Origin of the sequence: Aquamicrobium sp. LC103, from assembly GCF_001014615.2 — a bacterium.
GTDB lineage: Bacteria > Pseudomonadota > Alphaproteobacteria > Rhizobiales > Rhizobiaceae > LBCQ02.
This window is the reverse complement of sequence record NZ_LBCQ02000008.1, coordinates 220,631-245,999: the sequence shown is the minus strand read 5'-3', so window position 1 is coordinate 245,999 and position 25,369 is coordinate 220,631. Positions and strand designations below refer to the sequence as shown.

Annotated in this window: 21 protein-coding genes; 11 read left to right on the top strand and 10 right to left on the bottom strand. The window is 63.4% G+C overall.

What is annotated here, in order from left to right; all coding sequences use genetic code 11:
- Nucleotides 1–105: 105 nt before the first annotated feature.
- From XW59_RS17160 to XW59_RS17140, 5 genes are all read right to left on the bottom strand, one after another.
- Nucleotides 106–1,644: a tripartite tricarboxylate transporter permease gene (locus XW59_RS17160; protein WP_047146463.1), complete on the bottom strand. Its 1,539-nt coding sequence runs from the start codon at nt 1,642–1,644 to the stop codon at nt 106–108.
- Nucleotides 1,644–2,093: a tripartite tricarboxylate transporter TctB family protein gene (locus XW59_RS17155; protein WP_047146464.1), complete on the bottom strand. Its 450-nt coding sequence runs from the start codon at nt 2,091–2,093 to the stop codon at nt 1,644–1,646. The genes XW59_RS17160 and XW59_RS17155 overlap by 1 nt, the downstream gene beginning before the upstream one ends.
- A gap of 76 nt (nt 2,094–2,169) precedes the next feature.
- The gene (locus XW59_RS17150; protein ID WP_047146465.1) at nt 2,170–3,138 is read right to left on the bottom strand and encodes a tripartite tricarboxylate transporter substrate-binding protein; all 969 of its coding nucleotides are present in this window, start codon (nt 3,136–3,138) and stop codon (nt 2,170–2,172) included.
- A 279-nt stretch (nt 3,139–3,417) separates the two neighbouring features.
- Nucleotides 3,418–4,770 (bottom strand): sigma-54 dependent transcriptional regulator, encoded by a 1,353-nt coding sequence (locus XW59_RS17145; RefSeq protein ID WP_047146466.1) that lies wholly within the window; start codon nt 4,768–4,770, stop codon nt 3,418–3,420.
- Nucleotides 4,767–6,626, bottom strand: coding sequence for an ATP-binding protein (locus tag XW59_RS17140; RefSeq protein ID WP_082137653.1), 1,860 nt, complete (start codon nt 6,624–6,626; stop codon nt 4,767–4,769). The genes XW59_RS17145 and XW59_RS17140 overlap by 4 nt, the downstream gene beginning before the upstream one ends.
- A gap of 514 nt (nt 6,627–7,140) precedes the next feature.
- Here XW59_RS17140 and pqqB point away from each other — a divergent pair.
- The 10 genes from pqqB (at nt 7,141) to XW59_RS17085 (ending at nt 19,324) form a co-directional block, all read left to right on the top strand.
- Nucleotides 7,141–8,073: a pyrroloquinoline quinone biosynthesis protein PqqB gene (pqqB, locus tag XW59_RS17130; RefSeq protein WP_047146467.1), complete on the top strand. Its 933-nt coding sequence runs from the start codon at nt 7,141–7,143 to the stop codon at nt 8,071–8,073.
- Entirely contained in the window at nt 8,070–8,825 is a 756-nt protein-coding gene (pqqC, locus tag XW59_RS17125; RefSeq protein WP_047146468.1) for a pyrroloquinoline-quinone synthase PqqC, read from the top strand. The genes pqqB and pqqC overlap by 4 nt, the downstream gene beginning before the upstream one ends.
- Nucleotides 8,822–9,118, top strand: a complete 297-nt coding sequence (gene pqqD / locus XW59_RS17120) for a pyrroloquinoline quinone biosynthesis peptide chaperone PqqD (RefSeq protein ID WP_047146469.1) — start codon at nt 8,822–8,824, stop codon at nt 9,116–9,118. Before pqqC ends, pqqD begins: the two co-directional genes overlap by 4 nt.
- Nucleotides 9,088–10,215, top strand: a complete 1,128-nt coding sequence (pqqE, locus tag XW59_RS17115; protein ID WP_047146470.1) for a pyrroloquinoline quinone biosynthesis protein PqqE — start codon at nt 9,088–9,090, stop codon at nt 10,213–10,215. The genes pqqD and pqqE overlap by 31 nt, the downstream gene beginning before the upstream one ends.
- 141 nt (nt 10,216–10,356) lie before the next feature.
- On the top strand, nt 10,357–11,913 hold the full coding sequence (locus tag XW59_RS17110; protein WP_047146471.1) for an ABC transporter substrate-binding protein: 1,557 nt from the start codon (nt 10,357–10,359) through the stop codon (nt 11,911–11,913).
- A gap of 35 nt (nt 11,914–11,948) precedes the next feature.
- Nucleotides 11,949–12,896, top strand: a complete 948-nt coding sequence (locus XW59_RS17105; RefSeq protein ID WP_047146472.1) for an ABC transporter permease — start codon at nt 11,949–11,951, stop codon at nt 12,894–12,896.
- Nucleotides 12,893–14,839 carry a dipeptide/oligopeptide/nickel ABC transporter permease/ATP-binding protein gene (locus XW59_RS17100; protein ID WP_047146473.1) on the top strand — a complete coding sequence of 649 codons (1,947 nt, stop codon included), beginning with the start codon at nt 12,893–12,895 and terminating at the stop codon, nt 14,837–14,839. Before XW59_RS17105 ends, XW59_RS17100 begins: the two co-directional genes overlap by 4 nt.
- Nucleotides 14,832–15,836 (top strand): oligopeptide/dipeptide ABC transporter ATP-binding protein, encoded by a 1,005-nt coding sequence (locus XW59_RS17095; protein ID WP_047146474.1) that lies wholly within the window; start codon nt 14,832–14,834, stop codon nt 15,834–15,836. Before XW59_RS17100 ends, XW59_RS17095 begins: the two co-directional genes overlap by 8 nt.
- A gap of 6 nt (nt 15,837–15,842) precedes the next feature.
- On the top strand, nt 15,843–16,619 hold the full coding sequence (locus XW59_RS17090) for a GntR family transcriptional regulator (RefSeq protein ID WP_047146475.1): 777 nt from the start codon (nt 15,843–15,845) through the stop codon (nt 16,617–16,619).
- 377 nt (nt 16,620–16,996) lie between these two features.
- On the top strand, nt 16,997–19,324 hold the full coding sequence (locus XW59_RS17085; RefSeq protein ID WP_047146476.1) for a glucose/quinate/shikimate family membrane-bound PQQ-dependent dehydrogenase: 2,328 nt from the start codon (nt 16,997–16,999) through the stop codon (nt 19,322–19,324).
- Between the two features lie 49 nt (nt 19,325–19,373).
- Here XW59_RS17085 and XW59_RS17080 read toward each other — a convergent pair whose 3' ends face one another.
- The 5 genes from XW59_RS17080 to XW59_RS17060 are packed head-to-tail and all read right to left on the bottom strand — an operon-like array spanning nt 19,374 to nt 24,061.
- On the bottom strand, nt 19,374–20,126 hold the full coding sequence (locus XW59_RS17080; RefSeq protein WP_246666118.1) for an HAD family hydrolase: 753 nt from the start codon (nt 20,124–20,126) through the stop codon (nt 19,374–19,376).
- 2 nt (nt 20,127–20,128) lie between these two features.
- Complete coding sequence (locus XW59_RS17075; RefSeq protein ID WP_047146477.1) at nt 20,129–20,860, bottom strand: glycerophosphodiester phosphodiesterase family protein; 732 nt, start codon at nt 20,858–20,860, stop codon at nt 20,129–20,131.
- Between the two features lie 30 nt (nt 20,861–20,890).
- On the bottom strand, nt 20,891–21,811 hold the full coding sequence (locus XW59_RS17070) for an ABC transporter permease subunit (RefSeq protein WP_047146478.1): 921 nt from the start codon (nt 21,809–21,811) through the stop codon (nt 20,891–20,893).
- A gap of 2 nt (nt 21,812–21,813) precedes the next feature.
- Nucleotides 21,814–22,734, bottom strand: coding sequence for an ABC transporter permease subunit (locus XW59_RS17065; RefSeq protein WP_047146651.1), 921 nt, complete (start codon nt 22,732–22,734; stop codon nt 21,814–21,816).
- Between the two features lie 58 nt (nt 22,735–22,792).
- Nucleotides 22,793–24,061: an extracellular solute-binding protein gene (locus XW59_RS17060; RefSeq protein ID WP_246666122.1), complete on the bottom strand. Its 1,269-nt coding sequence runs from the start codon at nt 24,059–24,061 to the stop codon at nt 22,793–22,795.
- Between the two features lie 236 nt (nt 24,062–24,297).
- Between XW59_RS17060 and ugpC the strand changes: the two genes are divergently transcribed.
- Nucleotides 24,298–25,341: a sn-glycerol-3-phosphate ABC transporter ATP-binding protein UgpC gene (gene ugpC, locus XW59_RS17055; RefSeq protein ID WP_047146479.1), complete on the top strand. Its 1,044-nt coding sequence runs from the start codon at nt 24,298–24,300 to the stop codon at nt 25,339–25,341.
- Nucleotides 25,342–25,369 lie beyond the last annotated feature (28 nt).

Genomic DNA, 25,369 nt, shown 5'->3' with positions numbered 1-25,369 from the left:
GTCGTGTCAAAAATATTAAGCTTTGCAGGGCGGAAAGGATTGCTTCGCGAAACCGGCAATGTGCCCTTCGAAGGCACATTGCCAATGTCGAAACCTGCTCCGGCATCATCCCCGCGAAGCCGTCTCCTCCGCCATTTCGGACTGCAGCGCCCGTTCCTTCTTCCGCTGTCTAAGCGCCGACCAGAACCCCCACATCAGGAGGATCGCCGTAATGCCCATGACGGTCGCGCTGATCGGGCGGTCGACGAAGGTTGCGAAATCGCCGCGCGACAGGAGCATGGCGCGCCGGAAATGTTCCTCCATCAGCGGCCCCAGCACGAAGCCCAGAAGCAACGGTGCCGCCGGAAAGTCGAAGATGCGCATCGCGTAGCCGACGAAACCGAAAAAGACGACGAGCCAGACCTCGAACGCGCTGTTGTTGACCGAATAGGTTCCGATGCAGATGAACATCAGAACGGCCGGGAACAGCAGGTGGTAAGGGATCATCAGCAGCCGGACCCACACGCCGATCAGCGGCACGTTCAGGATCACCAGCATCAGATTGCCGATCCAGAAGCTCATGATGAGCCCCCAGAATAGCGACGGCTGATCGGTCATCAGCGTGGGGCCCGGCGCGATACCGTGGATCATCAGCGCGCCGAGCATCAGCGCCATGGTCGGGCTGCCCGGAATGCCCAGCGACAGAGTAGGGATGAACGAGGTCTGGTCGGCGGAATTGTTGGCCGATTCCGGCCCCATGATCCCTTCGATCGCGCCCTTGCCGAAGCGCTTCGGCTCCTTGGCGACGCGCTTTTCGACCGCATAGGCCATGAAGGCGGCGACCGACGGCCCCGTGCCTGGCAAGGTACCGAAGAAGGCGCCGATCGAGGAGCCGCGCAGCATCGGAAACCACGACCGTTTCATGTCGTCCCGGGTAGGCTTCATCGCCCGGAACTTGACGCTCTCCGGATCGATGTCGCCGACATTGACGTTGCGCACGGAGGCGATCACCTCGGACACGCCGAACACGCCCATCGCCAGCGCGATCAGGCTGATGGCATCGGTCAATTCGAGGACGCCAAAGGAAAAGCGCGGCGTTCCGGTATAGATGTCCGCGCCCACCGTGCCGAACATGATGCCGAGCACGACCATCGCCAGGCCCTTGACCGCCGACCCGTCCGAAATCGTCGAGGCCGCGACGAGACCGAGCACCATCAGGGCGAAATACTCCGCCGACCCGAAGCTCAGCGCATAGTTTGCGATGATCGGCGAAAACAGCATCAAGAGAACGATGCCGATCGAGCCGCCGACGAAGGAGGCGACGGTCGTCATCAGGAGCGCCACGCCGCCGCGCCCCTGCCGGGCCATCGGATAGCCGTCGAGGCAGGTGACCGCATTGGCCGGGGTTCCTGGGATGTTGAGCAGGATCGAGGCGGTGTTGCCGCCATAGGACGTCCCGTACCAGATGCCGGCCAGCATGATCAGCGCGGTGGTCGGATCGAGGTAGAAGGTCAGTGGAAACAGCATCGAGATCGCCGACAGCACGCCGATGCCGGGGATGACGCCGATCAGCGTGCCGAGGAACACGCCGAGAAAGCAGTAGAACAGATTGTTGAACGTCAGCGCCGTATCGAGGCCGATCGCGATATTGGAAAGGATATCCATCAGAATGGCCACCTGTACATGGCGATCGGCAGGCCGAGCCCGACGCGGAAAACCAGCCACGCTATGACGCAGAGGCTGACGCTCAGGATCGTCAGGCTGATCGGCCGAACCTTCAATTCGGCAAAGGACGAGATGATGGAGACGGCGAGGATCGCGGGAATGAGGCCGAACGGCCGAATGAGGACGGCAAATCCGGCGACGCCGGTCAGCACGAAGAGCGGGGTCCAGATCCGCACGGACGGCACCTCGCCTCGCCGGAAGAAAGCCGGGACCGCCATGATCGCGCCGAAGCCGGCGAGCACGATCCCCAACGCGGCCGGAAACATGCCCGGCCCCATGCGGCGAAGCGTGCCGAGATCGTAATGGGTCGCCGCATACCAGGAAAAGACCAGCCCGACGATGACGAGCAGCGCCCCTCCGACGATGTCCTTGTAGTCGCGAGACAGCATCCGTTACTCCATTGCATTGAGGACGCGAGGCCGCCCGCGCCTGACGGCACGCACGGCCTCGACCATCGGCTCATCGTCAGTTGGCGTAGACGCCCGCTTCCTCGATGATCGGGCGCCACAGCTCGATCTCGCCCTCAAGCTTCGCCTGCAGGGCCGCCGAGGTCGCGTCTTCGCTCGGCGACGGCGCGGTGCCGAGGTCGGCGAAGCGCTGGGCCACGGTCTCGTCCTGCAACGCGACCTGCAAGGCCTGGCTCAGCCGCTCGACGACCTCGTCGGGAGTGCCGGCGGGCGCGTAGAGCCCGTGCCAGATGCTGACGTTAAAATCGGCAAGTCCGGCTTCGGACGCCGTCGGAAGATCGGGGAGGCTTTCGACGCGCTGCGGCACCGTCACGGCGTAGGCCTTGACCGAGCCGTCGCGAATTTGATTCGTCGTGTTGGTCGTCTGGTCGCAGAGAAGATCGACCTGCCCGCCCATCAGATCGGTCATCGCCGGGCCCGTCCCCTGATAGGGGATGGTCGTCATCTGCGTGTCGAGCGCGTTCATGAACAGCAGACCGCACAGATGCGAGGCCGCGCCGATGCCGGCATTGGCGTACATGACGTCCTCGCCGTTCTCGCGGACATAGGCCAGCAGATCCTCGAAGGTGTCGACCTCCAGATCGGCGCGACCGACGATCGTCATCGGCACTTCCGTCACGAGGCCGACATAGGCGAAGTCCTCGAGCGGATTGTAGGGAAGCTGGCGGTAGAGCGTGGCGGACGTCGCCATGCCGATATGGTGCAGAAGCAGGGTGTAGCCGTCATTGCCGGCCTGGGCGACGCGCGCGGCGCCGAGCGTTCCGCCGGCGCCGCCGACATTCTCCACCACGATCTGCTGCCCGAGATCCTGGCTCATGGCCTGGGCGACGAGACGGGTCACCGTGTCGGTCGGGCCGCCGGCCGAAAACGGAACGATGATGGTGATCGGCTGCGACGGGTAGGACTGCGCCAGCGCCGTGCCGCTCATCGCCGCGAACGCGGCCGCCATGATCATTGTCTTTTTCATATGCTTTCCTCCTGGGGATGCCCTTTGCTGGCCAGCTCGAGGCCGGCACCGCTTCAGGTGCTCGTTTTGCTGGGTCTCGGGAGAAGACATGCGGACGCGTCCGCAGAACCGGTTCCTCCCTAAACCGACATGACACGTGCGCAGTCAGTCGACCGGGCAAGGAAGATGCAACAGGGTTGCGTCGATTGTGGCGGGTTTGATCGGACTCCCGATCACTCGATGGGTGGATTTGGTAACATAGCCGCACGCACGAGGGTGGAAATCCACCCATTCACGCGTTTAGTCTTCGTCGGCGAGAACGAAATGCCGACGGTCCAGCCCGTATTTCTGCATCTTCTCGTATAGGGATTTCCGTGACAATCCGAGCGACTCGTAGACCGGCTTGAGGCTTCCGCGCTGTGCGGCAAGCGCGTTGATGATCACCGTCTTCTCGAATTCGGCGACGCGCTCGGCGAGACGCGTCGGCTGTGTCGCGGTGGCGCGCGCATCATCGAACTGCAGGCCGAGACCCAGCCCGAAACGGTCCGCTGCATTGCGCAACTCGCGCACATTGCCGGGCCAGTCGCGCTCCGCGATGGCGGAAATGATCTGCGGCGGCACCGGAACCGGATCGCGGCGATGACGCACCGCCGCTTCGTTGACGAGCTTCAGGAACAGAAGTGGTATATCCTCGCGCCGCGCCGAAAGCGGCGGGATGTTGAGCGTCACGACGTTCAGCCGGTAGAGCAAATCGGCGCGGAAGCGGCCTGCCGCCACCTCGTCCTCCAGATTGACCTTGCTGGTGGCCATGAAGCGCACGTCGAGCGGGTAGACCTCATTGGAGCCGAGTCTGGTGATGGTCCGTTCCTGAATGACGCGCAGCAATTTGGCCTGGACGTCCAGCGGCATGGCGCCGATCTCATCGAGCAGGATCGTTCCGCCTTGCGCCAATTCGAACTTCCCGAAGCGCGCGCGCATCGCGCCAAGAAAAGCGCCGGCCTCATGACCGAACAGCTCGCTCTCGATCAGGTTGCTGGGCAGGGCCGCGCAATTGATCGCGATGAACGGCCTGTCGGCGCGCGGGCTCAGATCGTGCAGGGCCCGCGCAGTCACTTCCTTCCCGGTCCCAGTTTCGCCGACGATCAGCACGTCGGCATCCGTCGGACCGGCCGCGCGGACGCGATAGCGCAAGTCGATCATGACGTTCGCACGGCCGATGAGGCGCTGTTCGAGATCGTCGCGCTGGCCGGCCGCGGCACGCAGCAGCCGGTTTTCCAGCACGAGTTGCCTGCGATCCAGCGCCCTCGCCGCAATGTCCGCGACATGGCCAACGGAGAACGGCTTCTCGATGAAATCATAGGCGCCTTCGCGCATGGTCCTGACGGCAAGCTGAACATCGCCATGTCCGGTGATAAGGATGACGGGAATGTCGGCATCGAGCTCGTGGATACGCGACATCAGCGTCACGCCATCCATTCCCGGCATGCGGATGTCGGTGATGACGATGCCGTTGAATCCGAATCCCACCAAGTCTAGCGCTCTTTCGGCGCCCGCGAACTGACGGACCCGATAGCCTGCAAGATCGAGCCCCTGCGCGGTCGCCTCGCGCATTTCCTCCTCGTCGTCTATCAGCAGAATTTCGCCGGGACTCATAGCGCCACTTCCAGATTCACGTTCCCGTCCACCGCATCTTCGGCGGCCGCATCAAGTTCGATCAGAAACTCCGCGCCGCCTTCGGGAAGGTTGGAAACCGTCAGGCTGCCGTCGAAATCCTTGACGATGTTATAGGAGATGGACAGGCCCAGCCCCAAGCCCTTGCCGACACCCTTGGTGGTGAAGAACGGATCGAATATCCGCGCCGCGATCGCCTCAGGCACGCCCGGGCCATTGTCGCGTACGGCGATGACGACGCGGTCGCCTTGCCGTCGCCCGCTGATGCCGACGAAGCGCTCGGCCTGGCCTTCCACCGCGTCTGCCGCGTTCGAGACGATGTTGACCAGGACCTGCTGCAGGCGCACGGAGCCGGCCATCAGCCAGATGGGCTCGTCGCCGAGGTCGATTGCAAGCTCGACTTCCGCCACCCGCAGGCGGGCGGAGACGATCTCCTGCATGTCGCGCACGACCTCTTCGAGCAGCACCGGCCGCAGCTTTGCATTGGGCTTGCGCGCGAAATTGCGCAGATGCCGGCTGATCGACGCCATCCGTTCAACCAGCGCGGCGATCCGGCCGATGTTCATGCGTGCGTCCGCGCCGCGGCCGCGGTCGATCAGCACCGTAGCGTTGTCGGCATAGGCGCGAACGGCCGCCAGCGGCTGGTTGAACTCATGGGACAAGGCCGCCGACATCTGTCCCAGCGCGGCGAGCTTTCCGGCCTGCACCAGGTCGGCCTGCGTCTTGCGCAACTGGCGTTCGGTCGCGCGGCGTTCGTCGACCTCTTGCTCCAGGCGCTTGTTGACTGCGGCGAGGTCCGCCGTTCGTTCCGCAACCCGCCGCTCGAGCTGCTCCTTGGCCTCGCGCTGCGTCGCCAGCCGTTCGGCCAGCCGCGCACGGCTCTGGAGGTAGACCGCAGCCCCCATCGCCGCGAGACCGACCAGGAGCAGAAGCGCCACCACGGTCATCATCGCCTGCGAACGGGCCGAAGCTGTGTCGAGGAGGACACTGACCGTCCAATCCGCTTCAGGCATCTGCTCCGACACCGTCAGGTATTCCGTGCTCCCGGCGCGATTCTCGATCGTGAGCAGGTCATAACGCTCGGCGGTGACGGTTCGCCTGACAGGCAGCTCGCGAAGCTCGGCATCGGCATATCGCCGCGTTTCGGCCGTCCTCGCCAGACGGTCCTCGGTGAGCGCCCCGATACCGGTGAACAGCCAATCCTCCCGCCCCGACATGAAGACGATGCCTTCGGGATCGGTGACGATGATCTCGTAATCCGTTCCGTGCCAGGCCTGTTCGATAACGTCCACGTCGACCTTGAAGACGACCACACCGGAAATGCCGGCATTCGTGTGGATAGGCGCTCCGAAATAATAGCCGCGCTTGAGCGAGGTGGTGCCGAGCGCGAAGAAACGTCCCTCCCCGCCGGCAACGGCATCCTGGAAATAGGGTCTGTAGCTGAAATTTTCACCGACGAAAGGGGTCGGCCCGTCGAAATTGGAAGCCGCGATCGTCGTTCCGTCCGGCATTATGATGTATATGTCGGACGATTCCAGCAGCGCGTTTATCGACTTCAAATACCGGTTGGCGGCATCCACGCGCTCTCGGTCGCCGGGATTCTCCACGAGCTCCTTGATCTGCTCGTGATCGGCGATCAGCTCCGGCAGGTTTTCGTAACGCGCCAACTCGCCGCGCAGCGCCGAGACCGCCAGCCCGAGCGTGTTGTCGCCCCGGCGCGCCGCCTGTTCCATGTAGATCGTGGTCATGTGGCTCGTGCCGAAATAGGCGATCGCCGCCGACAGGGTTGCCGCGACGGCGCCGAGAACGATCCAGTAGCGGCGCGAGACAGGCGTCATATTGCGCAGGGTTTCCTCCAAGCATGCTCAATCCCGCAGTTTAGAGACTTTCACCGTTCGCTTGAAGTGTTCCGCCGAGGGAGGCGCAATTCTTCACGGTTCGGTTTGCGGTGCCCAGCGGAAACGGCCAGCAGATCCCGTTCGCCGCATTTTGTTCCGAAGCGATTGTTCAAACCTTCTTGACCCGCGTGGATTTGCATCCGCGCGGATTTTCGGCGCATAATGCACGCGGGCACCATCGAACCTTCGGCAATCCTATTCTCAGGAGGAAAAGACGATGAAAAAGACCTGGACAAAGCCCACGATGTGCCAAGTTGCTGCAGGACTGGAGATCTCTCGCTATCTTCCCGCAGAACTCGGAGGAAAGAAAAAGTAGCCTCGAATTCGCCTCGCGCATCTCGTCTCGCGGCGAGGTGCGCGAGTTGACGAATCCCGAAAGCATCGTCGTTCCGAGAAGAGGCCGCGCTTGTCGTAGGCATAACTCGTTCGTGCCCTTCGGACGTGGGTTCCGGTCATGCGCTTGAAGATCATCGGTTCTGCCGCGGGCGGCGGCTTTCCGCAATGGAACTGCAATTATCGCCTCAGCCGCGCGGCGCGCGAGGGCGATCCCGCCGTCGAGCCGCGTACCCAGTCGAGTCTTGCCGCCAGCGCCGTGCCCGGCGACTGGGTGCTCTTCAACGCCTCGCCGGATATTCGCCAGCAAATCGCCGCGACACCGGAGCTTCAGCCGACCCAGGATGCGCCGCTGCGTTCGACGCCGATCCGCGCCGTCGTGCTGACCAACGCGGATGTCGACCACATTGCCGGCCTGCTCAGCCTGCGCGAACGCGAGCCATTCGCGCTTTATGCCGCCGAACGCGTGCTTTCCGCGATCGAGGCAAATCCGATCTTCAATGTGCTCGACCCAGCGATCGTCCCGCGCCGGCGCCTCGTCCTCGAAGGGACAACCGAAATCTGCGGCGCCGACGGCGCATACACCGGCATCTCGGTCGAGACCTTCGCCGTGCCTGGCAAGATCGCGCTGTTCCTCGAGGACGCCTCGGCCCCGGACGGCGACTACGGTTCGGAAGCCGGCGACACGATCGGCGTCCGGCTCTTCTCCGGCAAAGGCGGGGATGCCGTCTACATTCCCGGTTGCGCGCGGGTCGACGATGCCTTGAAAGCTCGGCTTACGCGAACGGACTGTCTGCTTTTCGATGGAACCGTCTACACCGACGACGAGATGATCACCGCCGGCGTCGGAACGAAGACCGGCGCGCGCATGGGCCATATCGCGATGTCCGGCGATGCCGGCTCCATCGCCACGCTCGCAGGCGTCGAGGCACGGCGAATATTCGTCCACATCAACAACACCAATCCGGTGCTCGACGCGCGCTCGGCCGAACGCGCCGCGGTGGAGACCGCGGGTTGGGAGGTCGCTTTCGACGGGATGGAGATCGAGCTTTGACGAATTTTCACGACGTCGCACATGACGGCCTGACGCCGGCGCAACTCGAAGCTGTGGTGCGCCAGGTCGGCGCCGAGCGCTACCACAACCGCCACCCGTTTCATCACGAGATGACGGCGGGCCGCCTGTCGCGGCTGCAGATGCAGGCCTGGGCGCTCAACCGCTACTGCTATCAGGCGATCATCCCGCGCAAGGACGCCACCATCATCGCGCGTTCGGACGATCCCGCCTTTCGGGCCGAATGGCGCAAGCGCGTCGAGGACCACGACGGCGAGGATGGCTGGAATGGCGGGATCGCGCGCTGGCTGAAGCTGGCCACCGGGCTGGGCCTCGACGCGGAAACGGTCAAGAGCCGACGGCTGGCTCTGCCGGCGACGCGCTTCTGCGTCGGCGCCTATCTCTCCTTCTGCGCGGACCGCACGCTGCTCGAGGCGGTGGCATCGTCGCTCACGGAGCTGTTCTCACCAGTCATCATCGCCGAACGCGTGCCCGCGATGCTGGCGAAATATGACTACGTGACCGAGGACACGCTTGCCTATTTCCGGCCAAGGGGCGAGCAGGCCACGCGCGATTCCGATTTCGCGCTCGCCTATGTGCTCGCCCATGCCGACACCCCCGAAAAACAGCAGGCGGTGATTGATGCGCTCGTCTTCAAATGCGAGATACTGTGGACGATGCTCGATGCGCTGGAGCACGCCTATGGACCACACGGGCATGTGCCGCCCGGCGCGTTCGCAAGCGAGGCGCGATGAGACCCGAACGGCGCCGGGCCTTCGTCACACCAGCATCGAGGCCACGGCTTCGTCGCCACGTTCGGCTGCAGTTCGATCCTGTACGAAACGCCTGGGCCCTGCTCTCCCCCGAACGCGTCTTCTGGCCCGATGAGGTCAGTCTCGACATTCTGCGCCGCTGCGACGGGCAGGCGACGATGGGCGAGATGGTGTCCGCGCTGGCAGCGGAGTATGATGCGGACGAACGAGAGGTGGCGGCCGACGTGACTGCATTCCTGCAGGAATGGACCGACAATCTCCTGGTGACGCTGTGACCGACGATCTCCTGCCGCCGATAGGAATGCTCGCGGAGTTGACGCATCGCTGCCCGCTGCAATGCCCCTATTGCTCCAACCCGATCGAACTGATGAAAGCCGACCGCGAGATGGACACGGGCTCCTGGCTCGATCTCTTCGACCAGGCCGCCGACCTCGGCGTTCTTCAGGTTCATCTTTCCGGCGGAGAACCGACGCTGCGCCGCGATCTGGAGGAAATGGTGTCGAAGCTTTCCGCGCGAAAGGTTTACACCAATCTGATCACCGCCGGTGTCGGCATCGGCGAAGGGCGCATCGAGGCGCTGGCAGCCGCCGGATTGGATCATGTTCAGTTGAGCCTGCAAGGCACGAACCCGGGCACGACCGAGCTCATCGGCCACTACAAAGGCGGGTTCGAAAAAAAGCTGGAAACCGCAAGGCGCGTTCGCGCGGCCGGCCTGCCGCTGACCATCAATGCTCCGATTCATCGCCATAACATTGAGGAGGTTCCGCGTTTCATAGAACTGGCACAGGAACTGGACGCGGAACGCCTGGAGATCGCCAATGTACAATATTCGGGCTGGGCGCTGGTAAATCGCGACGCGTTGATGCCGGAACGCGCCGCCGTGGAGCGCCAGGCGGATATCGTGGAGGAAGCGCGTGAGCGCCTGCGCGGCGTCCTCAACATCGATTTCGTCACGCCGGACTATTTCGCGATCTATCCGAAGCCCTGCATGGGTGGATGGGCGCGGGACGCCTTCGTGATCGCGCCCGATGGGGGCATCCTTCCCTGCCACGCGGCACGTACGATTCCCTGGCTGGAGTTCGAGCGGTTCGGCGAGTTTGACCTCGCCGAAATCTGGGCGAACTCCTCCGCCTTGAACGCTTTTCGCGGTACCGGCTGGATGCAGGAGCCATGCCGGAGCTGCGAGAGGCGCGAGCTGGATTGGGGCGGTTGCCGATGCCAGGCCATGGCGATCGCCGGCGACGCCGCCGCGACCGATCCCGCCTGCATGAAATCTCCGCTGCATGCGCGGATGCGCCAATTCGCCGAAATCCCGCATCAGGCCGAGAGCGCCGGATTCCACTATCGGCGGATCGGCGCAAAGCCGGTCTAGGACGCCTCTGCACCGCCGTTTCACAGGCCAGCATGCCGCATCATCGCCGATGTGCCGTCAATTTATCATGATAAATTATTGCATACCATGATATTTTAATGATTAATAGGAGGCTTCGCAGACGAGCCAACGGAGAGTCCCATGAACCGGATCATCCCCGCCATGCTTGCGGCATGCGCGATGATCTTCGCCCCGGCCGCCCTGGCGCAGACGCCACCCAACGTCCTGATCGTCGGCCAGATCGCCGAGCCGAAATCCCTCGATCCGCATGCGGTGACCGCCACCAATGATTTCCGGATCCTGGTCAACGTCTATGACGGTCTCGTCCGCTTTGCCGACGGCACGCTGGAGATCGAGCCCGCGCTCGCCGAAAGCTGGGACATCTCCGAGGACGGCAAGACCTACACGTTCAAGCTGCGCGAGGGCGTGACCTTTCACGACGGTACGCCGTTCAACGCCGAGGCGGTGAAGTTCAATTTCGACCGCATGCTCGACGAGACGCATCCCTTCCACAATACGGGGCCGTTTCCGCTCGCCTTTTTCTTTTCAACCGTGGACGAGGTAAACGCGCTCGACGAGCTGACGGTCGAGTTCAAGCTGAACGAACCGTTCGCGCCGTTCCTGTCGAACCTCGCCTATCCGACCGGGCTGATCGTATCGCCGGCGGCCGTCGAGAAATCCGGAACCGATTTCGGGCGAAATCCCGTCGGCACCGGAGCCTATAAATTCGTGGAATGGCAAGGCAACACGCGGGTCGTCGTCGAGGCCAACCCGGATTATTGGGACGGCGCCCCATCGCTGGAGGCGGTGGTCTTCCGGCCGATCACGGATGCCAACACCCGCGTGGCCGAAATGCTTGCGGGCGGGCTCGACGTCATGGTGGAGGTGCCGCCCGACAGCCTTGCCCAGTTCCGTACCGATGCGAATTTCGCCGTTCAGGAACAGGCCGGACCGCATGTCTGGTATCTGATCCTCAACACGAAGGAAGGGCCCTTCAAGGACAAGGCCGTACGCCAGGCCGCGAACTACGCGATCGACAAGCAGGCGCTGGTCGAAAACGTGCTGCAAGGCACCGCCGAGATATCGGCAGGCCCGGTACCGCCAGCCTTTGCATGGGCGTACAACGAGGACGTCCAGCCCTACCCTCACGATCCCGAGAAGGCGAAGGCGCTGCTGGAAGAAGCAGGGTATGACGGCGAGGAGCTGACCTTCTACGTCACCGAAGGCGGCTCGGGCATGCTCGATCCCGTCGCCATGGGCGCCGCGATCCAGGCGGATCTCGCCAAGGTCGGCATGAACGCCAAGATCGAGACCTACGAGTGGAACACCTTCCTCGGCGAGGTCAATCCGGGTCTCGAAGGCAAGGCCGACATGGCCGAGATGGCCTGGATGACGAACGATCCCGACACGCTGCCCTTCCTCACCCTGCGCACCGACGCGCTGCCCGAAAACGGCGGTTTCAATTCCGGTTACTATTCCAACCCGGAAGTCGACACCATCCTCGAGCAGGCACGCGTTTCGACCGAACCGGAAGAACGCGCCACGCTCTACCAGCAGCTGCAGGAGATCGTCCACGAGGACGCGCCATGGGTGTTCGTCGCCAATTGGAAGCAGAATGCCGTCACCTCGGCGGCCGTGACGGATTTCAAGCTGCAGCCCTCGTTCTTCCTGATGCTTCACAAGGTGTCGAAGAACTGAGGCCGCATCGACGATCAGGACGATAGGAGGCGGGTTTGGCCGCCTATACGCTAAGGAGATTGCTGGCCGCGATCCCGGTCCTGTTCGGGCTGACGCTGCTCGTGTTCCTGATGATGGCGTTGATACCGGGTGATCCCGCTACCGCAATCCTCGGGTCCTATGCGACGCCCGACAATGTCGCCCGCCTCAACGCCGCGCTCGGCCTCGACAAGCCGCTGCCTCAGCAATACCTCATCTGGCTTGGGAACCTCTTCCAGGGCGACCTGGGCCGCTCCTACGCGCTCAACCGGCCCGTGCTCGACGAGGTATTGGAGCGTTTTTCGGCCACCCTCATCCTTGCCGGCACCTCACTCGTCATCTGCTCGGTGCTCGGGCTTCTCGCCGGCATCGTCTCGGCGGTGCGGCAGTTCGGCTGGACCGACCGCATCGTCACCTTCATCGTTCTGGTCGGCATTTCGACGCCATCCTTCTTCCTCGGCCTGCTTCTCATTCTCCTTTTCGCCGTAAAGCTCCGCCTGTTTCCGGCAAGCGGGATGTATGCCGTCTATGGCGGCGGCGACCTCGCCGATCTTCTCCACCACCTCGTCCTGCCCGCGCTGACCTTGTCGGTCGTGGCCGCCGGTGTCGTCGCGCGGCTCACCCGCACCTCCATGCTGGAGGTGCTTCGGCAGGACTATATCCGCACGGCGCGCGCCAAGGGCCTGACGGAACTGCGGGTCATCTACCGCCATGCCTTCAAATCGGCCCTGGTCGCCGTCATCCCCGTGATCGGCATACAGGCGGGCTTCGTGCTGGGCGGCGCCGTCTATATCGAGACGGTGTTTCAGTGGCCCGGCATCGGCGCGATGCTGGTGAACGCGATTTCAACGCGCGACATCCTTCTCGTCCAGGGGGGCGTGCTGGTCGTGGCGGCGAGCTACGTCCTGTTCAACCTGGCCGCCGACCTGTTCCAGTCGATCCTCGACCCGAGGCTTCGCCGATGAGCGCCGTGGCACAGACCGTGAGCCGGTCGAAGGCCGGAGGCCGTCCGCAGGGGTTGCGCCTTCTTCTCAACAACCGCCTTGCCGCGGCCGGCCTCGTCGTTCTCGCATTGATGATCGCCGCGGCGCTTGCCGCGCCTCTCCTTCCGCTTGCCGACCCCAATGCAACGGCGCCCGCCGACAGGCTGCTGCGGCCGCTGTCGGAAGGTCACCTGCTCGGCACCGACGCGCTCGGGCGCGACATCCTCTCGCGTCTCGTCTGGGGCGCGCGGGTGAGCCTCGCCGTCGGCATTTCGGCTACCGTCATCGCCGCCTTCGTCGGCTCCCTGATCGGCCTCGTCGCTGGCTATGCGGGCGGGCGGACCGACAATTTGCTGATGCGCGGCATCGACATGGTGATGGCGTTTCCCTACATCCTGCTTGCGCTCGCCATCGTTGCCGTGCTCGGACCCGGGCTGCTCAACGCACTCTATGCCATCGCGGTCATCAACGTCCCGTTCTTCGCCCGCAACATACGCGGCATCACGCTCGGCCTGTCGCGGCGCGAATTCGTCGATGCGGCGCGGCTTTCAGGCAAGTCGCACCTCAAAATACTTACAACCGAAATATTGCCGAACGTGCTGCCGGTCATCGTCATCACCATGTCGACGACGATCGGCTGGATGATCCTCGAGACCGCTGGCTTGAGCTTCCTCGGCCTCGGCGCGCAACCGCCGCAGGCCGATCTCGGCTCGATGCTCGGCGAGGGCCGGAAGATACTGTTCAACGCGCCGCATGTCTCGATCATCCCGGGCGTCGCGATCTTCCTGCTCGTCATGAGCATCAACCTGGTCGGCGACGGGATACGCGACGTGCTCGACCCGCGGTTGCGGTCGGGCGCCCTCACCCGCCCGGTCGCGCGAACGGCAATCGAGCTGGACGACGAAGAGGGGCCCTCCTCGCGCACGTCCGGCGGAAACCTGCTCGACGTCGCGGGGCTTCGAACAGAGTTTCGCATCGGCCCGACGGTGCACGAGGCGGTCGGCGGTGTCGACCTTCATCTCGCCGGTGCCGAATGCCTCGGTATCGTCGGCGAATCCGGTTCCGGAAAGTCGGTCACCGCCATGTCGATCATGGGCCTCGTGCCTACGCCGCCTGGCCGCATCACCGGCGGCGCGATCACGCTGAAGGACGAGGATTTGCTTGCCGCCAGCGACGAGCGGATCCGGCAGTTGCGCGGCGGCGCGGTAAGCCATGTCTTCCAGGACCCGTTGGCCACTCTCCATCCGCTTTTCACCGTCGGCGACCAGATCGCCGAGGCGATCACCGCGCACCAGCCGGCTTCCCGAAGCCAGGCATGGAAGAAGGCCGAGGAACTCCTGCGGCTCGTTCGCATCTCCAACCCCGCGCAGCGGCTCGATGCCTATCCGCACGAGCTCTCGGGCGGCATGCGCCAACGTGTTTCCATCGCCATGGCGCTTGCCAACGATGCGGACGTGCTGATCGCCGACGAACCGACCACGGCTCTCGATGTCACGGTACAGGCGCAGGTCTTGGCGTTGATGAACAAGCTGCGCCGCGAGAAGAACGCATCGATCCTGTTCATCACGCATGATTTTGGGGTCGTTTCGGCGATCTGCGATCGTGTCGCGGTGATGTATGCCGGCAAGATCGTCGAGACCGGCCGCACCAGCGAAATTCTCGCCGCGCCGGCTCATCCATACACGCGCAAGCTGATCGATTGCGTTCCGGTGCTGGGCGAGCCCGAACGCCGACTGGACGCCATCGAGGGCTTGCCTCCGCCCGTCAGCGACCTGCCGCAAGGCTGCGCCTTCGCGCCACGCTGCCCGATCGCGCAGCCGGAATGCCGCGCACAGGCGGTCGAGCTTGCTCCATTGGGCAAGGAACGCGCAGCCCGCTGCCTCTATCCACTGACCCACACCACGGGAGTTTCCGCGGATGGATGAACGAGCCGCGCCCATCCTCGAACTGACGAAGGTCGAACGCATTTTCGGCGGCGGCAGGACCTTGTTCGCCAGGGAGAAACCCGCCGTCCACGCCGTCCAATCGGTTTCGCTCGACATCGAGGCCGGCGAGACACTTGGGATCGTCGGCGAATCCGGCTGCGGGAAATCGACGCTCGCGCGTCTCATCGTCGGCCTCGACAACCCGAGCGGCGGCACGATCCGCTTCAAGGATGCGGACCTTGCCGAGATCGCCAGGCGCGATCCCGCCGCCCTCGCGCGCCGGATCCAGTATGTTTTCCAGGATCCGGTTTCATCGCTCAACCCGCGCAAGACCATCCGTTCGATCCTCGAAGCGCCGCTGATTCATCTCCTCGGCATGAAGCGCGCGAAGCGCCAGGAGCGGCTTGTGCAATTGATGGATGCGGTCCGCCTGCGCCCCGACTTCCTCGATCGCTATCCGCACGAATTCTCCGGAGGCCAGGCGCAGAGGATCGGCATCGCGCGCGCGCTCGCCGCCGAGCCCGAGATCATCGTGCTGGACGAGCCGGTTTCCGCGCTCGACGTTTCGGTGCAGGCGCAGGTGCTGAACCTCCTCGCCGAGTTGAAGGCGCGCTTCCGACTAACCTACGTCTTCATCAGCCACGACCTCTCGGTGGTGGAGACCATCAGCGACCGCGTTGCAGTCATGTATTTCGGCCGGCTTGCGGAAATCGGACCCGCGCGCTCGATCTTCCGCAATCCGCGGCATCACTATACGCGGTTGCTCCTGCGTTCCGTGCCGGTTCCCGGCAGGGAGGTTTCAATACCGGAGACGGAGAGTGCGGAGATGCCCGATCCCTATGATCCGCCCAAGGGCTGCGCCTTCTATCCGAGGTGCCCGGCGGGCGATGCGCTCTGCGTTTCACGCCAGCCACCGCTGGAACCAGCGCCCGGATCGACGTCCCATCTTGCCGCTTGCTTCCATCCCGGTTCGGTGACAGGAGAAGCTGCGGGGTAGGTACAGATGCATCAGGAAACAGACCTTCCAGATACGGGCGATCCCGGCATCCTGCCGGCAAGAAGGCAGAAGCGTTCCGACATGATCGCGGGACGCATTCGCGATCTGATTTCTCGCCACGGCCTCGGGCCGGGCGACCGCATCCCCCAGCAATGGCTCGCCGACCAGGAGCTGAAAGCCTCCAAGGGAACCGTGAGAGAGGCGATGAAGGCCTTGGAGACCCAAGGGCTGATCAAGAGTCGGACCGGACCGGGTGGGGGCGCTTTCGTCACCGCGCTTTCGGGCGAACAGGCAATGGGATTGCTGAGCAACCTTTTTCTGTTCAACCAGCCCTCGTTCGCCGACATCTATTCCATCCGAAAATTGCTCGAACCGGAGCTGGCCCGCAGCCTTGCCGGGAAGCTCGACCAGAAGACGCTCGGCGAATTGCAGGCAATGATCGCGCTTTATGAAAGCGCCCCTTCGAACGCGGGCGAAGAGTTCTCGCAGTTCCTTCGCCAGCTCGATTTCGCAACCGCGCTTGCGGGCAATGGAGCAAACCTGCTCTTGAGCTTCGTCCTCGTCTTCCTCCACCGTCTGCTGCGCGAGGCAAGCGTCTGCCGGGATCCGGACGCCACGCCCCAGGGCCTGCAAGAAGCCGGAACCGGCTTTCAGGTGCGCCTGCTGCGTGCCATGAAGGCCGGTGACGACAGCGCCACTGCCGACGTCATGCGGGAATATATGGAGGCGGAAGAGCACTATATGCTCTCCCGCGCAATGACGAGGCAGAAACGCTCGGTTTAAGCGAGCGCAGTTTTCAGAGCATCCCCGAGGCCTTCCCGGGTGCAAGGACGGTGTCCGGCTCCCTTGCGGTCGTTTGGGAACAATCCCACGCCCGAGATGTTCCGCCCGAAACCTCCTCGAGGCAGGGACGATGGCTTCAAGATATTGGTTGTGGATCCTGGTCGTGGCCGCGGTCGCCGTGGCGCTCATTTATATGTCCGGCATCGGCGGTCGAGACGCGTCCGCTCCCGGCCAACCCGCGCCTCACGCATTGGACCAGTCGGAATGAACTTCTTGCAGGCGCTCGAAAGTTCCGCCACCTTGTCGCGGAATGCATCCAGACGAAGCGATTCGGAGTACTTCGTCCAGACACAAAGCAAACTCAGCTTTGGATCTCCATGATGGTTCTCGCAACATCCCTCCTTTTCGCCTTGATCGGTATTGCGCTTGGCGGGGGCGGACTTTGGCTCGTCTTTCTCGGTGGCAGTCTCTTCTATCTATTCGCCGGACTGATGTTCCTCGTCACCGCATTCCTGCTCTACATGCGCAGAAGCGCCGCGCTCTGGGTCCATGCGGCGCTCGTGGTCGTCGCCCTCGCCTGGGCGATATGGGAAGTCGGCTTCGACTGGTGGCAGCTCGGTCCGCGCGGCGGCGTCATCATTCTGCTGGGACTGTGGCTGCTTACGCCCTGGGTCCGGCGACAGCTTGTGTCCAGCCCCGGCGGCAGGGCCGCGAGCCCTTTGCCGCTCGCCGTGCCGGTAGCGGCTTCCATCGCGATCGCCGGTTATTCCATGAGCGTCGACCCGCACGATCTGGCCGGCAGCTTGCCCACCGAAAAGGTGGCGTCGGCATCGTTCGGCGGCGACGTTGCCGAAGACGAATGGCATCAATACGGCCGCACGCCCTATGGGCAGCGCTATTCGCCGCTCGATCAGGTCAACACTGAAAATGTCGCGACGCTAGCCGTCGCCTGGCAATACCAGACGGGCGACGTGAAGTTGCCGGACGACGTGGGGGAGACGACCTACCAGGTCACACCGCTGAAGGTCGGCAACACGCTCTATCTCTGCACGCCTCACAATTGGGCGATCGCGCTCGACGCCAGCACGGGCGAGGAGAAATGGAAGTTCGATTCCAATTCGGGGATGAACCCCGATCGGCAGCACCAGACGTGCCGAGGCGTGACCTATTGGGCGGATCCAGCAGCCGCGCCGGGCACGCCCTGCGCGGCCCGGGTCTACCTTCCGACCTCCGACGCACGGCTCATCGCCCTCGATGCGACGACCGGGGAAATCTGCACCAGCTTCGCCGATCAGGGTGAACTGCATCTCGAAACCGGCATGGAGTACAATCCGGCCGGCTATTATTACTCGACCTCGCCGCCGGTCGCCGTGGACGACAAGCTGATCATCGGCGGCGCGGTAAACGACAATTATTCGATCCACGAGCAGTCGGGCGTCATCCGCGCCTACGACATCCGCACGGGGACGCTGCTGTGGAACTGGGATTCCGGAAATCCGGATGAAACCGCACCGCTGCCGCCCGGCCAGACCTACACCACCAACTCGCCGAACAGTTGGTCCGTCTTCAGCGTCGATGAGGATCTGGGGCTCGTTTACATCCCTCTGGGAAACCAGGTGCCTGACCAGCTCGGCATGGGACGCAGCGAGAACGTCGAAAGGTTCTCCTCGTCAATCGTGGCGCTCGATACGAACACCGGGCAGATGCGCTGGGTACGTCAGACCGTGCATCACGATCTCTGGGACATGGACGTGCCGGCGCAGCCCGTGCTCTTCGACCTAACCAGGGATGACGGGACGGTGGTGCCGGCGCTCGTCGGCCCGACCAAGCAGGGCGACATCTACGTCCTCGACAGACGCACCGGCGAACCGATCATTCCGGTTCGCGAGGAACCGGCGCCCGAAGGCGCCATTCCCGAGGATTTCACCTCTCCCACGCAGCCCATCTCCGACCTGACCTTCTCGCCGCCGCCGCTGCGGGAAAGGGACATGTGGGGCATCACGCTGTTCGACCAGCTGGCGTGCCGCATCAAGTTCCATCGGCACATGTATGAAGGCCGCTACACGCCTCCTTCGCTGCAGGGCACGATCGTCTATCCCGGCAATTTCGGTGTCTTCAACTGGGGCAGCGTCGCCGTCGACCCGGAGCGGCAGATCATGTTCGGCATGCCGACATATCTGGCCTTCACCTCACGCCTGGTTCCGCGCTCTGAAATTCCTCCGAGGGGAGAGGACGAAAAAGCCAGCGAGCAGGGCCTCAACCGCAATGAAGGCGCACCCTACGGCGTCTTCATGGGACCTTTCCTCGGTCCGCTGGGCATACCCTGCCAGGCTCCGCCCTGGGGCTACGTCGCCGGGGTCGATCTACGCACAGGCGAAATCGCCTATCGGCACAAGAACGGCACCGTCTACGACATGACGCCGCTGCCGCTGCCGTTCAAGCTCGGCGTGCCGGGCATCGGCGGCCCGCTGCTCACACGGGGCGGCGTCGCCTTCCTCGCCGCCGCGGTCGACGACTACCTGCGCGCCTACGATGTCACCAGTGGCGAAAAGCTGTGGGAAGCCAGGCTGCCGGCGGGCGGGCAGGCCACGCCGATGACCTACGCCACCGAGGACGGCAAGCAATATGTGGTGATCGTCGCGGGCGGCCACGGCTCGATCGGCACGAAGCCGGGGGATCACGTGATCGCCTACACCCTGCCCTGAGACCGAAGTTCCGGGCGGCGTTGCCGCATCGATATAGGTGTCGGGAGACCTATCGCGAAGACGATTTTCGTTCGTCCAGCCACTTGCTTGCAACCAACAGCGCGGCCGGCAATTCGCTCGCTCCGTTGGCAACCGCGACCGCGCCCGACGAACGCAATATATTCGCCCGGCCCGGTCTCGGATCGGTCGGATCCACGAAGCCGATCGGCACCATGCCGGCTGCAACCGCCGCCTCGACCCCATGCGGGCTGTCGTCGATCATGACGCAACGGCTCGGATCGACGGAGAACTCGCGCGCGCAGTGAAGCAGAAGATCCGGCGCGGGCTTGGGCCGCGCGACTGCATCCGCGCTGAAGACGCGGGGCGTGAAATGATCCCAAAGTTCGAGATGGCCAAGGCTCCGCTTCAGGCGCTGCATGCTGCTGTTGGAGGCAACGCATTTCGGCCGCGAAAGCCCGCTGACGACATCGAGGATACCCGGCATGGGCGCCAGCCGCTCGGCGAAGGCTTCGAACAAGGTATCGTGCCAGGACGACAGAAGCGCGTCGACATCGGCGACCGCATAGTCGTCCTTGATCATCTGCCGGATGATGCTCACGGAATTGCCGGTAAACTTCACATGCGATTCGGCCGCCGTGATGTCGATGCCGGCGGTTCGCAGGCTTTCGGCGAGCGTGCCGCTGGCGATCGGCTCGCTGTCGATCAGCACGCCGTCGCAATCGAAGATCACCAGGTCGATATTGTCGAGGGGATCGCTTTCCGCCACGATAGCGACGGAGCTCTTTACTGATAGATTCGACAAGATCAGGCTCCTCGCAACGCTACGGCGAGATCGGGACGGTCGGTGGTGAGCTGGCGAAGCGGCTTGCCGAGCCAGTAGGAGATGTCGGCTTCGTCGTTGGGTACCCACACGCCCAGTCGGTCCAGCGGCACGAGCTCGGTGATCCTTTCCCAATGCGGTGCGAGAACGCCCTTTTCTATGGCGATCACATCGGAAAGCTCCAGCATCCTCTCCAGCCCTTCGACGAGGCCATGCCGGTCCGCCGACTTTGCGTCGAAGGACGACAATGTCCGGATATGCGGCGCGGCGCGCCTGATCTCGGCAAGCACCTCGGTGTGGAAGCTGGTGAGGATCGAGCGGTCCGACATGCCCTTTTCGTCGAGCAGGGCGGCCGCCCTGGCCTCGAGGCCCGGATAGGGCTTCCCCTCGTGATCGGCCTTGAGTTCCACATGCAGTTCGAGGGCCGTGCCGGCGAAGATGTCCAGCACGTCGTCCAGCGTCGGGATTGTCGCGCCGGCGTCGCCCTTGAGACGGACTTCGAGATTTTCCCCCGCCGCAAGAAAGGCCACCGGCCCGCTGCACTCGGTCGTCCGATCGAGCGTGGGATCGTGGATGACGAGCATCTCGCCGTCCCTTGTCAGATGGACGTCGAACTCCACGCCCTCGACCGGCAGCTTGGCGACCTCCCGAAAGCCCTCGATGCTGTTTTCAATCCACAGATTACGACCACCGCGGTGGCCGATGATATGAACCATTTACGTGCGTTCCTTTTGTGAGATGGTCGGCTACTTGCCCGAATCCACCAGGCCTTTCGTGAACCAGCGCTGCATCAGGAGGATGATCACCGCTGGAGGGAGCATGACGAACAGGGCCGCGCTCATCGCGATGTTCCACGCGGGCGCCGCATCGTTGACGGGAACGAGCCCCTTGAGGCCCAGAACGGCGGTCTGCATGTTCGCGTCCGTGGTGAACAGCAACGGCCACAGATACTGGTTCCAGCCATAGATGAAGAGAATGATCGAGAGCGCGGCGATGTTGGCCCGCGACAGCGGCAGCAGAATGTCCAGGAAGAACTTGACCGGGCCGGCGCCGTCGAGCCGCGCGGCTTCGCAAAGCTCCTCCGGTACGGTCAGGAAGAACTGGCGGAACAGGAATGTCGCAGACGCGGACGCGATCAGGGGCAGGATGAGTCCGCCATAGGTGTTGACCATGTTCCACTGCAGCGCGGCCTCGAGCCTGTATCCGGTGAGGCTTTCCACGAAGCCGGAAACACCAATCGCACCGAAGAACCAACGCAGCGGACCGGCCGCGTCCGCCACCGCCTCGTAGGTCGGGATGATGCGCACCTCGACGGGCAGCATCAGCGATACGAAGATCAGCCAGAACGCCGTCATTCTGAAGGGAAACCGGAAATAGGTGATGGCGAAGGCCGCGATCAGCGAAATCGTCAGCTTGCCGACGACGATGCCGATGGTGACGATCAGCGAGTTGATGTAGAGGCGGGAAAAATTACCCTGGTTCCAGGCTTCCGCGATGTTCTCGAGGAAATGCGAGCCGGGCAGCCAGGGGAAAGGCGCCTGCTGGACTTCCTGCAAGGTGAGCGAGCCGGCCACGAAGGCGAAGTACAGCGGCAGGCACACCACCGCCGCTCCCACGAGCAGGACCGCATGGCAGAAGATCGTCAGGCCGAGATTGCGTTCGATCATGGCTATACCTGATAGTTGACCCGTCGCTCGAGAGCGCGGAACTGCAGGATGGTGAAGAGGATCGCGACGATCATCAGGATCACCGACTGGGCGGCCGACGAGCCGAGGTTGAGTTGCACGAAACCGTCCTGATAGACCTTGTAGACGAGCGAATTCGTCGCGCCCGCCGGCCCTCCCCTGGTCACCGCGTCGATGATGCCGAAGGTCTCGAACAGGCCGTAGACGACGTTCATCACCATCAGGAAGAAGATGGTCGGCGTGATGAGGGGCAGCGATATGGTGAAGAAGCGCCGTACCGGCCGCGCGCCGTCGAGCTTCGCCGCCTCGATCAGCGACTGGGGCACGGCAAGCAGCGCAGCGACGAGGAAGATGTAGTCGTAGCAGATATGCTTCCACACCGAGGCGACGACCACCAGGAGCTGGGCGTCGAAGGGGCGGCGGTTGGGGTCCCACGGAATGCCGAGCGAGTGGATGAACTGCGCGACCGGTCCCACCGCCGGATTGAACAGGAAGGCCCAAAGCACGCCCGATATCACCGGCGCGATCGCATAGGGCATCAGGATGACGCTCTTGTAGATGCCACGGCCGCGAATGATGAAATCCGTGGCGAAGGCAAAGAGCAATGCGAGCACGATCGTCACCACGGCCTGAACGATCGTGAACCAGAGGGTGAAGACGACGCTCTGCCGATAGTCCGCGCTTCCCAGAAGCTGGGCGAAATTTGCAAAGCCGACGAATATCTGTTTCGCCCCGAACGGATCGACCTGCACGAAGGCGAGCGACAGCGCCTTGTAGGACGGAATGAAAAAGAAGAAGAGCAGGATCAGAAGCTGAGGCGCAAGCAGCGCCGCTGCTATCCCCGGCTTGCGAAAATGCGCCGTCTTCAGCCCGGAATCCGAGGTCTTGGGCAGAAGACGGCCCATTGCGAGGCCGAGCGTGAGCGGGGCGCGCGAGGACGCGCGCCCGATGCCCGCCGCGGCATTACTGTCCGGCATGAAGTTGCTCATACTGGCGCAGGATTTCGTTGCCGCGCCTCGCGGCGTTGTCGAGAGCCTCCTGAGGACTCTTCTGCCCCGTCCATACCCCCTGGATCTCCTCGACCAGGATCTGCATGGACTGGTTGTGGTTGCCGAAGCGGAATCCGCGCGAACTCTCGGTCGGCTCGCCCCGTGTCAGTTGCAGGATGGCGATCTCCCTGGTCGGATTCTCCTCGAAATAGCCCTCCGACTTCAACTCGTCATAGGCGGCGTTCGTCACGGGAACATAGCCGGTCTGCTTGCTCCACCAGACCTGCGTCTCGGGCGAGGCGATGAAATCGATGAAGGCAGCCGCGCCGGCATACTCGTCGTCGGACTTGCCCTTCAGGACCCAAAGGCCGCCGCCGCCGATGGTGCTGTTCTTGGGCTCCACACCCTCTTCATGGGGCAGGAAGGCGGCGCTCCAGTCGAACTGCGCGCCGGAGCTTATCGCCGCATGGGCAGCCGTCGAGGCGACGTAGGTCGCACAGGTGCCGGACGTGAAGAGTTGCTCGGGAGCCAGGCCCTGCCCCGCAAGCTGGAGCACGCCGTCATCCATCCACTTGGACAGGCGCTCGAGCTGGCCGACGAGAAGTGGACTCTTGTTGAAGATGAATTCCGTGCCCAGCCCGTCGAAGCCGTTGGCAAGCGTGCCGTAGGGCTGATCGTGGATCGCGGCGTAGTTCTCGATCAGGCTCCAGAAGAAATCATTGGCAAGCGCCATCGAGCAATTGCTGATGCCCTTTTCCTTGATGGCGTAGAGCTGCTTCTCCACTTCCTGCCAGGTCTCGCCCGGAGCTTCGAAGCCGGCCTCCTTGAACTTGTCGCGATTGTACCAAAAGATCGGAGTAGAGCTGTTGAAGGGCAACGCCGCCGGCACGCCGTCGACGAGGTAGAAGCCCGAAACGGGTGCGATGAAATCGTCCCAGTCGACGTCATGTCCCTGCTGCTCAAGCAGTTCGGGAACCGGCACGATCGCACCGGAATTCAGCATCGTCATGAAGCCGCGCTCGGCAGCCTGGATGATCGTCGGCTGCTGGCCGACACGATATGCCGCCACCATGGCCGCCATGTTTTCTTCGTAGTTGCCCTTGTGAACGGCAACCACCTGGTACTTGTCCTGCGAATTGTTGAAGTTCGTGACCAGCTCCTGCACGATCTCGCCGAGGCGCCCGCCATGGGCAAACCACCACTCGACCTTGACCCGATCCTGGGCCGCGGCAGGCAAGGCCATGGCTCCGGCCACGAGGCTCGTGGCTAGGATGCGCGCGATTGCGCGCGGCATGTTCCTGATAGCAAATCCGATAGTCATCTGCGTCTCCTCTCGCATCGTCATATTCCTTGCCCGCGCCTCGAAGGCCTTGCGGGGTGGGCCGCTTCCATGGCGGCGATAAAAAGAAGCTAGCGCCCACGAATTACAAATGTCAATATGATATTACAGATGTATGACAAACGCGCTGGAGGGAGCATATGGCTGATATCGAAATGGTCGACCTGCGGAAGAACTACGGCACGGTTCCGGCGGTGAAGGGCATAAATCTCGCGATTTCGGACGGTGAGATGATCGTATTGGTCGGGCCGTCCGGCTGTGGAAAATCGACCTTGCTGCGCATGGTGGCGGGCCTGGAGACCATCACTTCCGGCCATCTCCGCATCGCTGGAAAGGATGTCAGCAAGGTCGAGCCGGCCGACCGCGACATAGCGATGGTGTTTCAGAACTACGCGCTCTACCCGCATATGTCCGTGCGCCAGAATCTGGAATACGGGCTGAAGAACCGGGGCTTCGCGCGCGCCAATATCGACAAGCGCGTCTCCGAGGCGGCTGCGATCCTGGAAATCCAGCCCTATATGGAACGTCGTCCGCGCCAGCTTTCAGGCGGGCAGCGCCAGCGCGTGGCGATGGGCAGGGCGATCGTCCGCAACCCGGCGGCCTTCCTCTTCGACGAACCCCTCTCCAACCTCGATGCCAAGCTCAGGGTCCAGATGCGGGTCGAAATCCGCAAGCTGCAGAAACGCCTGGGCACGACCAGCATCTACGTGACACACGATCAGCTCGAGGCGATGACCCTCGCCGACCGGCTCGTCGTCATGAACGAGGGACGCATTGAACAAATCGGCACGCCGATCGAGGTCTACGAGCGCCCGGAGACGCTTTTCGTCGCCGGGTTCATCGGGTCGCCGCCCATGAACCTGATCGATGTCGAGAAAACCGCCGGTCATGTGGCGTGGAAGGAACTGCCTCCGAAGACCGGCATCGTGGGAATACGCCCGGATGCGATCAGCGCGGCGACGTCGCGCGACGAAAGCAGCATCGCGCTGACGGGGATAGTCGAGCTGATCGAGCCGATCGGCGGGGAAAGCCATGTCCATCTCGTGCTGGACGGGTCCGACCAGTCGGTGATCGCTTCGCTGCCCGGGCGAACGGGTATCCAGGAAGGTCAACGCGTCACCTGGCATGCAGGCCGTGCGGCCCTTCACTGCTTCGACAGATCGACCGGCTCGCGTACCGAATGACGCCGCGCGGCGCGGGCGAGCGACTGAA